This window comes from Streptomyces sp. NPDC050703, from assembly GCF_040654435.1.
Taxonomy (GTDB): domain Bacteria; phylum Actinomycetota; class Actinomycetes; order Streptomycetales; family Streptomycetaceae; genus Streptomyces.
This window is the reverse complement of the sequence record NZ_JBFAHX010000036.1, coordinates 1-12,231: the sequence shown is the minus strand read 5'-3', so window position 1 is coordinate 12,231 and position 12,231 is coordinate 1. Positions and strand designations below refer to the sequence as shown.

At 74.3% G+C, this 12,231-nt stretch carries 7 protein-coding genes; all 7 read left to right on the top strand.

Translation table 11 applies throughout. The annotated features are described in order from the left end of the window. The first annotated feature begins 1 nt into the window (after position 1). Complete coding sequence (locus AB0I16_RS27495) at positions 2-5,761, top strand: SDR family NAD(P)-dependent oxidoreductase (protein WP_363252281.1); 5,760 nt, start codon at positions 2-4, stop codon at positions 5,759-5,761. Next, positions 5,758-6,525 (top strand): 3-oxoacyl-ACP reductase FabG, encoded by a 768-nt coding sequence (gene fabG / locus AB0I16_RS27490; RefSeq protein ID WP_363252279.1) that lies wholly within the window; start codon positions 5,758-5,760, stop codon positions 6,523-6,525. The genes AB0I16_RS27495 and fabG overlap by 4 nt, the downstream gene beginning before the upstream one ends. Before the next feature lie 49 nt (positions 6,526-6,574). Next, the gene (locus tag AB0I16_RS27485; RefSeq protein ID WP_363252278.1) at positions 6,575-7,363 is read left to right on the top strand and encodes an alpha/beta fold hydrolase; all 789 of its coding nucleotides are present in this window, start codon (positions 6,575-6,577) and stop codon (positions 7,361-7,363) included. Positions 7,364-7,436: 73 nt separating this feature from the next. Then, a complete protein-coding gene (locus AB0I16_RS27480) occupies positions 7,437-8,408 on the top strand; it encodes a beta-ketoacyl-ACP synthase III (RefSeq protein ID WP_363252277.1) in 972 nt (323 codons plus the stop codon). A 74-nt stretch (positions 8,409-8,482) separates the two neighbouring features. Further along, a complete protein-coding gene (locus AB0I16_RS27475) occupies positions 8,483-9,709 on the top strand; it encodes a thiolase family protein (RefSeq protein WP_363252275.1) in 1,227 nt (408 codons plus the stop codon). Further along, positions 9,709-11,265 (top strand): AMP-binding protein, encoded by a 1,557-nt coding sequence (locus AB0I16_RS27470; protein ID WP_363252274.1) that lies wholly within the window; start codon positions 9,709-9,711, stop codon positions 11,263-11,265. Before AB0I16_RS27475 ends, AB0I16_RS27470 begins: the two co-directional genes overlap by 1 nt. A gap of 41 nt (positions 11,266-11,306) precedes the next feature. After that, positions 11,307-12,143 carry an SDR family NAD(P)-dependent oxidoreductase gene (locus AB0I16_RS27465; protein ID WP_363252273.1) on the top strand — a complete coding sequence of 279 codons (837 nt, stop codon included), beginning with the start codon at positions 11,307-11,309 and terminating at the stop codon, positions 12,141-12,143. Positions 12,144-12,231: the final 88 nt, after the last annotated feature.

Here is a 12,231-nt window from a genome sequence, read left to right as displayed (position 1 = left end):
CGTGTCACAGCACCACCAGGACCAGGACCAGGGCCAGGACCACGAGAAGGACCAGGACCAGGAGAAGGACCAGGCCCTAGACCGCGTCGCCATCATCGGCATGGCGGGCCGCTTTCCCGGCGCCGGCGACGTGAAGACCTTCTGGGGCAACCTCGAAGAGGGCCGCGAGGGCATCACCGTCTTCACCGAGGAGGAACTCGCCGCATCCGGCGTCGACCCCGCCTCCCTCGCCCGTGCGGACTACGTCAGGGCCAAGGGCGCGCTGGCCGACGCCGACCTGTTCGACGCGGGCTTCTTCGGCTTCAGCCCCCGCGAGGCCGAGCTCCTCGACCCCCAGCACCGGGTCTTCCTCGAATGCGCCTGGCACGCGCTGGAGTCCGCCGGTGTCGACCCGGCCCGCTTCGAGGGCCGCATCGGCGTCTTCGCGGGCGCGGGGCTCAACACGTACCTGCTGTTCAACCTCATGAACAACCAGCAGGTCCTGGAGACGTCCGGCATGTACCAGGTGATGCTCGCCTCCGACAAGGACTTCCTGGCCACCCGCACCGCGTACAAGCTGGACCTGAGGGGTCCCGCGATCACCGTGCAGACGGCCTGTTCCACCTCGCTGACCGCGGTGCACCTGGCCTGCCAGAGCCTGCTCAACGGCGAGTGCGACATCGCCCTGGCCGGCGGCGTGTCCGTGAGCGCCCCGCTGCGCGCCGGATACGTGCACGAACCCGGCGGCATCCTCTCCCCGGAAGGGACCTGCCGGGCCTTCGACGCCGACGCGCAGGGGACCGTGCCCGGCAACGGCGCCGGCATCGTCGTCCTGCGCCGCCTCGCCGACGCGCAGGCCGACGGCGACGGCGTCGACGCGGTCGTCCTCGCCACCGCCGCCAACAACGACGGCTCCCTGAAGGCCGGCTACACCGCGCCGAGCGTCGACGGCCAGGCCGAGGTGGTGACCGAGGCGCTGGAGCTGGCCGGCGTCGACCCCGCCACCGTCGGCTACATCGAGACCCACGGCACCGGCACCCCGCTCGGCGACCCCATCGAACTCGCCGCGCTGACCCGCGCCTACGGCGCGGACGCCGACGGCGGCGACCGCTGCGCGATCGGCTCGGTCAAGAGCAACGTCGGTCACCTCGACGCGGCCGCCGGTGTCACCGGCCTCATCAAGGCGGCGCTGGCCCTCAAGCACGAGGCGATCCCGCCGACCCTGCACTGGGAGCGGCCCAACCCCGGCCTGCAGCTGGAGTCCGGACCGTTCCACGTGAACACCGCGCTGCGCGCCTGGCCGCGCGCGGACGTGCCCCGCCGGGCCGGCGTCAGCTCCTTCGGCATCGGCGGCACCAACGTCCACGTGGTCCTTGAGGAGGCCCCCGCCGTGGAGCCCGCCCGGGACGGCGAGGGAGCGGACGACGCCGCGCGGCCCCGGCTGCTGCCCCTCTCGGCGAAGTCGGCGCCCGCGCTCGCGGAGGCCGCCGGGCGGCTGGCCGACCGGCTGGAGAGCGGCGCGGACCTCCCCCTGGACGCCGTGGCGCACACCCTGGCCCACCGCAGGGCCCACTTCGCCCACCGCGGTGCCGTCGTCGCCCGCGACCGCGGCGAGGCGGTCACCGCGCTGCGCAGGCTGGCACAGGCCCCGCCCACGGCCGCAGCCGCGGACGACGCCCCGGTCGCGTTCCTCTTCCCCGGGCAGGGCTCCCAGTACCCCGGCATGGCGCGCGGCCTGTACGGGCGGCGGGGCGTCTTCGCCGCCGAGTTCGACCGCTGCGCGGAGCTGTTCGCCCCGTATCTGGGCGAGGACCTGCGCGCCCTGGTGCTCGACGGGGACGGTCCGCGCGGCGCCGAACGGCTGCGGCGGACCCGGCTCGCCCAGAGCGCGCTGTTCTGCGTGGAGTACGCCCTCGCGCGGCAGTGGCAGTCCTGGGGTGTCCGGCCGCGTGCCATGGCCGGTCACAGCATCGGTGAGTACGTCGCCGCCTGCCTGGCGGGCGTGTTCTCGCTCCGGGACGCGGTGCGCCTGGTCGCCGCCCGTGGCCGCCTCGTCCAGGAGATGCCGCCCGGCGCGATGCTCAGCGTCTTCCTCTCGGAGGAGGAGACCACCGCCCGGCTGGGCGAGGGCCTGGCCGTCGCCGCCGTCAACTCCACGGCGCTCACCGTGGTCGCCGGTGAGCCGGGGGCCGTCGACGCCTTCGAGCGGCGCCTCAAGGACGAAGGGGTGGGCTGCCGTCGGCTGCACACCTCGCACGCCTTCCACTCCCCCGGCATGGACGCCGCCGTGGCCCCGTTCGTCGAGGAGGTCCGCGCCGTCACCCTCAACCCCCCGGCCATCCCGTTCCTGTCGAACGTCACCGGCACCTGGATCACCGACGAGGAGGCGACGAGCCCGGAGTACTGGGGCGCGCATCTGCGCCGGCCCGTCCGGTTCTCCGACGCGCTCGACGTGCTGCTCGCCGACCCGTTCCTCGTACCGCTGGAGGCCGGCCCCGGCCAGAACCTGGCCAACTTCGTCCGCGCCCACCGGTCCTGGTCGCCCACGCGCACCGTCGCCGGCTCCCTGCCCCACCCCGGCGAGCGCACCGATGCCGGCGTCCACCTGCTGAACGGCCTCGGAACCGTCTGGGGCGCGGGTGTCCGCGTCGACTGGGCGTCCGTCGTCGGCGCGGGCCACCGGCCGCCCGTGGACCTGCCCGCCTACCCCTTCCAGCGGCGGCGCTTCTGGGTCGAGCCCGCCGGGCGGCCGGGCGCGCCCCTGGACACCGGGCCCGAGCGCACCCCCGCGGACGAGTGGTTCTACGCCCCCGTCTGGCAGCGCCTCGCCCTGCCCGCCGGGCGGGCGGCCACCGCCACGGGCGACACCTGGATCGTCCTGGGCGCGGAACTCCCCCTCGGCGGTGCCGTCGCGGACCGTCTGGCGGCGGCCGGGGACCGCGTCGTGCGCGTCACCGCCGGCGCCCGCCGGGAGCGGACCGGCGAGGACGCCTGGACGCTCGATCCGGCCGACCGGGACCACCTGTCCGCGCTCGCCTCGTCCCTGGCCGCGCTCCCCTCCGCGGCCGGGGACGGGCGGCGCTTCCGCTTCGTCCACCTGTGGAGCACGGCCGGGTCACCGGACGGCACCGCACCGGCCCGCGCCCGGCTGGACGCCGCGCGCCGCACCGGCTTCGACGGCCTCCTGGCGCTCGCCCAGGCCCTCGGCTCCGAGCGGCTGCCCGCGCCGGTCACCCTCGACGTGCTCTGCGAGGGCGTGTTCGACGTGACGGGCGAGGAGGCGCTGAAGCCCGAGAACGCCCTCCTGCTCGGGGCGGCCACGGTGATCCCGCAGGAGACCGCGGGCACGGAGTGCCGCGTCTGGGACGTCACCGGCGCCGCCGTGGACCCGGCCGCCGACACCGTCCTCGCGGCCCTCGACGGCACCGGCACCGCCACGGAACTCGCCGTGCGCGGGCGGCACGTGTGGGTCCGCGGCTTCGACCGGGTGGACTGGGTCGCCGGCGCGGCGGCCGAGCGCACCGCGCTGCGCGACGGCGGCGTCTACCTGGTGACCGGCGGCCTCGGCGGCGTCGGCCTCGCCCTCGCCGAGCACATCGCCGCGACGGTCGACCGGCCGGTCCTCGCCCTGCTGGGCCGGTCCGCGTTCCCCGCGCGCGACACCTGGGACGCCCACCTCGGCGCACACGGCGACGCCGACGCCACCAGCGTGCTCATCAAGCGGCTGCGCCGCCTCGAAGCGGCCGGTGCCCGCGTGGTCCTGCCGCGCGCCGACGTCACCGACGAGGAGCAGATGCGCCGGGCGGTCGGTGAGGTGCGGGCGGTGGCGGGGCCCCTCGACGGCGTCATCCACGCCGCCGGCCTGCCCTCCCAGGGCATGATCGTCACCAAGTCCCCGGACGACGCGGCGCAGGTCCTTGCCGCCAAGACGCACGGGGTGCTCGTCCTCGACGAGGTCTGCCGGGACGACGGGCTCGACTTCATGTTCCTGTGCTCCTCCGTGACCTCCGTCCTCGGCGGCCCGGGACAGAGCGACTACGCGGCGGCCAACGCCTTCCTCGACGCGTGGGCCCAGCACAAGCGCCGGGAGAGCGGGTTGCCGGTCACCGCCGTCGGCTGGGACACCTGGCGTGACGTGGGGATGGCGGCCGGCCTCGGCTCCCGGTTCGGCCTCGGCCCCGGGACGCCGCTCGACGGCCACCCGCTGCTGCGGCGCCTGGTGCGCTCGACCCCCACCTCCCGCACGTACAGCACCGTCCTCAGCACCGAGGACAGCTGGATCGTGGCGGACCACCGCATCGAGGGCCACGGGCTCGTCCCCGGCACGGCCTACCTGGAACTGGTACGGGCCGCCGTCGCCGAGCAGGCCGCCGGGCGGGACATCGAGATCGGCGACGTGCAGTACATGATCCCCGTCGTCGTCCCGGACGGGCAGAGCCGGGAGGTCTTCACCACCATCGAGGAACGCGACGGCCGGTGGCACTTCGCGGTGCGGAGCCAGAGCGGCGCGCCCGGCGCCACGGTCTGGACCGATCACGCGCGCGGCACCGTCGCCTTCCCGGAGGCCGCGCCGGAGACCGTGCGGGACCTGGACGAGCTGCGCGCCGGCTGCGGGGTGACGAAGGTCCTCGACACCGAGGAGTCCATCAAGCTCGGCCTGCGCCTCGACCGGTTCGAGAAGGGCGGGCCCATCGAGTTCTCCTTCGGGCCGCGCTGGAAGTGCATGCGCGAGATACAGGTCGGCCCGCGGCGGGTGATGGCGACCCTGCGCCTCGACGAGGCGTACCACGCCGACCTGGACGACTACCTGCTCCACCCCGCGCTGCTCGACGCCGCGGGCGGCACCGCGCGGGTCCACGCCCCCGACACCTTCTACCTGCCGTTCAGCTATCGCAGCCTGCGCTTCTTCCACGGCCTGACCAGCACCGTCCACGCCCATGTGGAGGTGAAGGGCGCGGCGGACTCCGCGGGCGAGACCAGTACGTGCGACATCGAACTCCTCGGCCCCGACGGCCGGCTGCTGGCCCGCATCGCCGATTTCACCATCAAGCGGATCAACGACCCCGCGGGCCTGCGCGAGCAGATCCTGCGGTCCGCCGAGCCTCCCGCCGGCGGCGGCGGGACGGAGGAGGAGGAGGAGCCCGCGGCCGGTGCCCTGCGCACCCTCGCCGAGGGGATCACCGAGGAGCAGGGCAAGGAGGTCTTCGCCCATCTCCTCGGCGCGTCCGGCCTGCCCGGCCACGTCGTGGTCAGCCACCGGGACCTCACCTCCGTACGCGAGCTGGCCAGGTCCCTGACCCCCGAGCTGCTGCGGCGGGAGATGGAGCAGTTCGCCCCGCCGGGCACCAGCCACCCGCGACCCGAGCTGGACACGCCCTACGTCGCGCCCCGCACGGACCACGAGCGGGACGTCGCCGAGGTGTGGCAGGACATCCTCGGGGTGGAGGGGGTCGGCGTCGACGACGACTTCTTCGCCCTCGGCGGGCACTCGCTGGCCGCTGTCCAGATCGGTGCCCGGCTCAAGGACCGGCTCGGAGTCGAACTCGACCTGCGGGCCTTCTTCGACCTGCCCACCGTCGCCCACACCGCCGCGCTCCTCGACGCGGGCCCGGCCGCCGGGGCGGACCGTCCCGGCAGCACCATCGAGGTGCTCAGCCGCGCCGAGCCCGATGAGGACCCGGACCCGCTCGACGGACTGACCGACGACGAGGTGGAGGAGGAGCTGCGCCGCCTGCTGGCGTCGGAGGAGCTGGCCACGGAGGACCGGGAGGGCAGGGCATGAGCGCCGAGGCCCCGGCCGGGGCGCGGCAGGCCGCCCCGGTGGCGCTGGTGGCGGGCGGCACGCGCGGCATCGGCCGCGCCGTCGCGGTGCGGCTCGCCCGGGACGGCTTCGACGTGGCGGTGTGCTACGCCTCCGACACCGCCGCCGCCGAGAGCCTGGTGAAGGAGATCGACGCGCTGGGCCGGCGCTCCTGCGTCCGCCGCACCGACGTCGGCGACAGCCTCGCGGTGGAGGAGTTCGTCGACGCGGCCGAGGAGACGCTCGGCCCGGTCTCCGCCGCGGTCACCTCGGCGGCCGTGCTGCGCGACGGCCCGCTGGCGGCGATGGAGGACGACGACTGGGCCGCTGTGCAGCGGGTCAACCTCGACGGCACCTACTACGTCTGCCGGACCGTCATCAACGGCATGATCGAGCGGCGGAGCGGTGCGATCGTGACGATGTCCTCCATCGCCGGTCTGTACGGCAACGCCGGGCAGACCAACTACGCCGCGTCCAAGGCCGGGATCATCGGGTTCACCAAGTCCCTGGCCCGCGAGACCGGGCGGTACGGAATCCGGGCGAACGTCGTCGTGCCCGGCTTCGTCGCCACCGACCCCGTCATGGAGCTGCCCGGCGAGCTGCGGGAGCAGTTCCGGCAGCGCATTCCGCTGGGCCGGTTCGGCGAGCCGCACGAAGTGGCCGACCTGGTCTCCTTCCTGCTCTCGGACCGGGCCGCGTACATCACCGGCACCACGTTCCAGATCGACGGCGGCGTGGCCGTCTGACCCGCGCGGGCGCACCACGCGCCGGAACACGACCAGAGAGAGGCACACCATGCGCAACCCGTGGTTCGCCCGGTCGGAGCCAGGAGACGAGCCGGGCATCCGTCTCTTCTGCCTGCCCTACGCGGGCGGGAACGCGTCGGCGTACCGGACCTGGCACGATCTGACCCCCGAGCACGTGCGGGTGCATCCGCTGGAACTGCCCGGCCGCGGCACCCGCTGGAGCGAGACCCCGGTGAGCAGGATGCCCGTGGTCACCGGGATGCTGGCCGACGTGCTCGCCGGGCACCTGGACCGGCCCTACGCCCTGTTCGGCCACAGCATGGGCGGTCTGATCGCCTTCGAACTGGCCAGGACGCTGCGTGAGCGGGGACTGCCCCGGCCGGCGCACCTGTTCGTCTCCGGTTCGGCCGCCCCCGACGTGCCGCGCACCCGGCCGCCGATCCACGCGGCGCCGGACGCCGAGGTGATCGAGGAGCTGCGCTTCCTCGGCGGCACACCGCCCGAACTCCTCGCCGACGCCGCGCTGATGGAGCTGGTCCTGCCCGCGCTGCGCGCCGACTTCTCCCTGCTGGAGACCTACGAGTACCGGGCTCTCGCGCCGCTGGATGTGCCGCTGACGGTCTTCGGCGGCGAGGCGGACCCGCTCGTGGCGAGCGCGAAGCTGCACCTGTGGCTGCGGCAGGTCCGCGACCGCTCGCGTCTCGTCGTCCTGCCCGGTGAGCACTTCTTCCTGCACTCGGCGGTCTCCGACGTCCTGGCCACGATCACCGACGCCCTGGACGGCGCGGCCCCGCCGGACCCGGCACACGCGGTCGGGTCGTCGCCGGGCGTCTTCTGAGCCCCCGCCGCGCGGTGCCGCCCGGGCCGCCGCCAACGCCCCCGCCTTTCGCCACGTGACCCCTGGAGGACCCGTGACCGCCACCACCGCCGGCCGCATACTGTCGATCGCCCACCACCAGCCGACCCGCGTCCTGACCAATGGCGAGCTTGCCGCCATGGTCGACACCTCCGACGAGTGGATCAGGTCCCGCGTCGGCATCGCGACACGTCACATCGCCGCCGAGGACGAGAGCGTCGCGGACATGTCCGTCGGGGCCGCCGCCAAGGCCGTCGCGCGGGCGGGGGTGGACGCCGCGGACATCGACCTGGTGCTCGTCGCGACGTGCACGGCCGTGGACCGGATGCCGAGCACCGCCGCCCGCGTCGCCCGGCACCTGGGGGTGCCTGCCGCCGGCGTCTTCGACCTCAACGCCGCCTGTGCCGGGTTCACCTACGCGCTCGCCACCGCCGACCTCGCCATTCGCGGCGGCGGCAGCCGTACCGCGCTGGTGATCGGCGCGGACAAGATGAGCGACTTCCTGGACTGGACGGACCGTACGAGCTGCGTCATCTTCGGTGACGGGGCCGGTGCCGCGGTCGTCACGGCGGCGGACGCCTCCCGGCCCGGCCTCATCGGGCCGGTGGTGTGGGGCTCCCAGCCCGAACGCGGTTCGGCCATCACCCTGGGCACCACGGGGCCGGCCGGTCCGCCCGCCCTGTTCCGCCAGGACGGGCACGTCGTCTACCGCTGGGCGATGACCTCGCTCGCGCCGGTCGCGCGCCAAGCCTGCGAGCGGGCCGGTGTCGCCCCCGCCGACCTGGCAGCCGTCGTGACGCACCAGGCCAACCTGCGGATCATCGAGGCCGTGACCCGGCAGATCGGCGCCACCGGCGCGGTCATCGCCCGCGATGTCGTCGACTCGGGCAACACCTCGGCGGCCAGCGTCCCCCTCGCCCTGTCCAAGCTCGTGGAGCGGGCCGAGATCCCCAGCGGCGCCCCGGTCCTCCTGCTCGGCTTCGGCGCCGGTCTCTCCTACGCGGCCCAAGTGGTCGGCTGCCCCTGAGAGCACAGGCTCTGAGCACCCATTCGGCCGGGCCTCCCCTCGCCGGGAGGCCCCGGAACACAAGGAGTCGCTCCATGTCGGAGCAGGTATGGATCGCCGGGGCGGGGATGACGAGGTTCGCCCGCCACGACGGCCGCGGTGTGCCGGACCTGGCGGCGGAGGCCGTGCGCGAGGCGCTGGCCGACGCGGGGCTGGAGCGCCGGGACGTGGAGGCGGCCTTCTTCGGGAACACCACGCAGGGGGCGTTGCAGGGGCAGCTCATGGTGGGCGGTCAGATCGCGCTGCGGGGCATGGGCTTCGAGCGGATACCGATGTACAACGTCGAGAACGCTTGCGCCACGGGCGCCACGGCGCTGCATCTGGCGGTCGACCAGGTCCGTGCGGGTGCCGTGGACATCGCGCTCGCGGTGGGTTCCGAGAAGATGAACGTCGCGGACAGGGACCGGACCATGGCGGTCTTCGAAGGCGCGTACGACGTGTCGGACCCCGCAGGGCTGGCGGCGTCGCTGACCGCGCTGGGCGGCGAGGCCGAGGACGCGGGCACGGGCGGGCGCAGCGTCTTCATGGACATCTACGCGGCCATGGCCCGCGCGCACATGCGGCGCTTCGGCACCACGCAGCGGCAGTTCGCCGCGGTCTCGGCCAAGAACCACCGGCACTCCGTGCACAACCCCAGGGCGCATTACCGCAAGGACTTCACCGTCGACGACGTCCTCGCCGCGCGCGCCCTGTCGTTCCCGCTGACCGTCCCGATGTGCGCGCCGGTCACCGACGGGGCGGCCGCCGTCGTGGTCTGCGGGCAGCGGGGGCTGCGGCGGCTCGCCGGGCACGGCCGGGCGGTGCGCGTCCTGGCGAACGTGCTCGGCACCGGCGTCGTCCGCCCGCAGGACGCGTGGGACCAGCACGTCAGCGGATTGCTGGCGGGCCGGGCGTACGAGCGGGCCGGGGTGGGGCCGCGGGACGTCGACGTGGCCGAACTGCACGACGCCACGGCCTTCGGGGAGATCCAGCAGACCGAACTGCTCGGCCTGTGCGAGCCCGGGGCGGGCGGCGCGGCCGCGGAGGCCGGGGAGACGGCGCTGGGCGGGCGCATCCCGGTGAACCCGTCGGGCGGCCTGGAGGCGAAGGGGCATCCGCTGGGTGCGACGGGCCTGGCCCAGGTGTACGAGCTGGTGCGGCAGTTGCGCGGCGAGGCGGGCGTCCGGCAGGTGCCCGGGGCCCGCATCGCGCTCGCGGAGAACAGCGGCGGCTTCTACGGCGGCGAGGAAGCGGTCGCCGCGATCACGGTACTGGGGGCGTAATGGCGATCATCGATTTCTTCGACCGCGGCAGGCGGCGCGCTCCGGGCGCCGTCGCCTATGTGTGCGGCGAACGGTCCTGGACGTTCGACGAGGCGGGTGAGCTGTCGTGCCGGATCTCGCACGCCCTGGCGCGGGCGGGCTGCGGCCGGGGGACGAAGGCGGGCGTGCTGTCGCCCAATGACGCGCGGGCCTGGATCGGCGTCCTGGGCATCTGGCGGGCCGGTGCCGCCTGGGTGCCGCTGAACCCGACCACTCCGCCCGCGGACCTGCGGCGCGCGATCGACGCGTTCGACTGCGAGGTGCTGTTCTTCCACAGCTCGACGGCGTCGGTGGTGGCCGGGCTCGCGCCGTCGCTGCCGAAGATCAGGCAGTACGTGTGCCTCGACGCGGCCGCGGCCGGCGCCCCTTCCCTGGCGGAGTGGACGCACGGCCTGCCGGCGACACCACCGCGCACGCACCACGAGATGGACGACGTGGTGGCGATCTCCTCGACCGGCGGCACGACGGGTGCGCCGAAGGGGGTGATGAACACCCACCGGTCGCTGTCCACCTGCCTGGCGCATCTGATGATGGCGTTCCACTACGAGGACCAGGACCCGGTCGTCGACCTGGCGGCACTGCCCCTGAGCCACGCCTCGGGGGTGATCAGCCTCGCCGCCACGGCGCGCGGCGGCACGGTGGTCTTCCTGCCGGGGGCCGAGCCGACGGCGATCCTCGACGCCATCGAGCGGCACCGGGTCACCGAGCTGTTCCTCGCCCCCACGGTCGTCTACCGGCTGATGGAGACACCGGGGCTCACCGAGCGCGACCTGTCCTCCCTGCGCTATCTGCTGTACGCGGCGGCGCCCATGTCGGCCGAGAAGCTGCGGCGGGCCATCGAGCTGTTCGGGCCGGTCCTGATGGAGTGCTACGGCCAGGTGGAAGCGTTCGCCGGGGTGTCCTTCATGCGCCCCGACGAGCACTTCACCGACGGGGCCATAGCGCCGGACGCCCGGCTGACGTCCTGCGGCCGCCCCTACCCGCTGGTCTCCGTCGAGATCCGGGACGGCGAGGGGCGGCAGGTCCCCGCCGGTGGGTCGGGGGAGGTCTGCGTACGCGGCGACCTCGTGATGAAGGGCTACTACGCGGACCCCGAAAGGACGGCCGAGACCGTCGTCGACGGCTGGCTGCACACCGGCGACATCGGCCACTTCGACGCGGACGGCTATCTGTTCATCACCGACCGCAAGAAGGACATGATCATCTCTGGCGGGGTGAACATCTACCCGAGCGAGATCGAGCAGGTCATCTGGGGCCACCCCGCGGTCCAGGACTGCGCGGTCATCGGTGTTCCGCACGACGACTGGGGAGAGGCGGTCACGGCGGTGGTGGAGCCCAACCCGGGCGCCCGGCCGTCCGGTGAGGAGCTGATCGCGTTGTGCAAGAAGACGCTCGGCAGCATCCGCGCGCCCAAACGCGTGGACTTCGTCACCGCCCTGCCCCGCAGCGCGAACGGCAAGGTCCTCAAGCGCGCCGTACGCGAACGCTACTGGACCGGCCGCACCCGGCAGGTCTGAGAGCCCCGTTGCACCCGTCCCGTACGGAAAGGCAGGTCAGCATGTCCGTCGACTTCGGTCTGGAGGGCGCGGTCGCGATCGTCACCGGCGGCGGCTCGCGTGCGCCGGGCATCGGGAACGGCAGGGCCGCGGCGGTGCTGCTCGCCGAGGCCGGGGCCCATGTGGTGGTGGTCGACTCCGCAGCGGAGAACATGGCCGGGACCCGGGACCTCATCGCGGCACGGGGCAAGGACGCCCTGCTGGTCACCGCCGATGTGACGAGCCAGGAGGAGTGCGCCGACGTGGTCCGGCGGACCTGCGAGACCTTCGGCGGGCTCGACGTCCTGGTCAACAACGTCGGTGTCGCGGGCCCCGCGGGAACCGTGGTCGACGTGGACCCGCTCGCCTGGGACGCGTGCCTGCGCCTCAACCTGACGTCGATGATGCTGATGTCCCGGGCCGCGATCCCCCGCATGCGCGCGGGCGGCGGGGGATCGATCGTCAACATGTCCTCCGCGGTCGGGCTCGTCGGCGGCCACCCGCAGGTGGCCTACCCGACGACGAAGGCGGCGGTGATCGGACTCACCAGGACCATGGCCGCCCACCACGGTCCCGAGGGAATCCGCGTGAACGCGGTCGCCCCCGGCTACGTCCACACCCCGATGGTGTCCTCCCAGGGCATCGACGAGAGCGCCCGCGAGCAGCGTCGGCACGCGGCACCGCTGGCCGTCGAGGGCACGGGCTGGGACGTCGGGGAGGCCGTGCTGTTCCTGGCCGGCCCGAGGTCCCGGTGGATCACGGGGGTCGTGCTGCCCGTCGACGCGGGCCTCACCGCCACGCTCGGCTCCGGCGGCGCCCCGTCGGTGACCTCCCGGCCCGGCCAGGCCCCGCCGGCCTGAGAGCCTGTCTTTGAACCCCCGTCGTCCGCGCGGAGCGCGGGCGCAGCGGCGGTCGGTGCGTGCGATCGGCGTGCGGCGTCCCCGGTCA

Coding starts and splice junctions, on each gene's coding strand:
- fabG (WP_363252279.1), top strand. CDS start 5,758: ATGAGCGCCGAGGCCCCGGCCGGGGCGCGGCAGGCCGCCCCGGTGGCG.
- AB0I16_RS27485 (WP_363252278.1), top strand. CDS start 6,575: ATGCGCAACCCGTGGTTCGCCCGGTCGGAGCCAGGAGACGAGCCGGGC.
- AB0I16_RS27475 (WP_363252275.1), top strand. CDS start 8,483: ATGTCGGAGCAGGTATGGATCGCCGGGGCGGGGATGACGAGGTTCGCC.
- AB0I16_RS27470 (WP_363252274.1), top strand. CDS start 9,709: ATGGCGATCATCGATTTCTTCGACCGCGGCAGGCGGCGCGCTCCGGGC.
- AB0I16_RS27465 (WP_363252273.1), top strand. CDS start 11,307: ATGTCCGTCGACTTCGGTCTGGAGGGCGCGGTCGCGATCGTCACCGGC.